Here is a 224-nt window from a genome sequence, read left to right as displayed (position 1 = left end):
GCCAACGTCAGCTATACCCTGTCGGCCAACGTCGAAGACGGTGTGCTGCTGGGCAACACCGGGCTAAGTCTGACCGGCAACGCCCAGGACAACGCCTTGACTGGCAACGCTGCCGACAACACTCTCTCAGGAAATGCAGGCAACGACATTCTTGATGGCGGTGCCGGAAATGACACTCTCATTGGTGGTACAGGTGATGATGCCTATGTCGTCGACAGCCGCAG

At 58.0% G+C, this 224-nt stretch carries 1 pseudogene; it reads left to right on the top strand.

The features are described 5' to 3' along the window. A pseudogene (locus HU727_RS25635) lies at window positions 1–224 on the top strand (putative Ig domain-containing protein); the annotation flags it as partial.

The sequence above is a fragment of the Pseudomonas khorasanensis genome, assembly GCF_014268505.2.
GTDB classification, from domain to species: domain Bacteria; phylum Pseudomonadota; class Gammaproteobacteria; order Pseudomonadales; family Pseudomonadaceae; genus Aquipseudomonas; species Aquipseudomonas khorasanensis.
The sequence above is the reverse complement of the archived record's forward strand: the minus strand, read 5'-3'. Positions and strand labels throughout refer to the sequence as shown.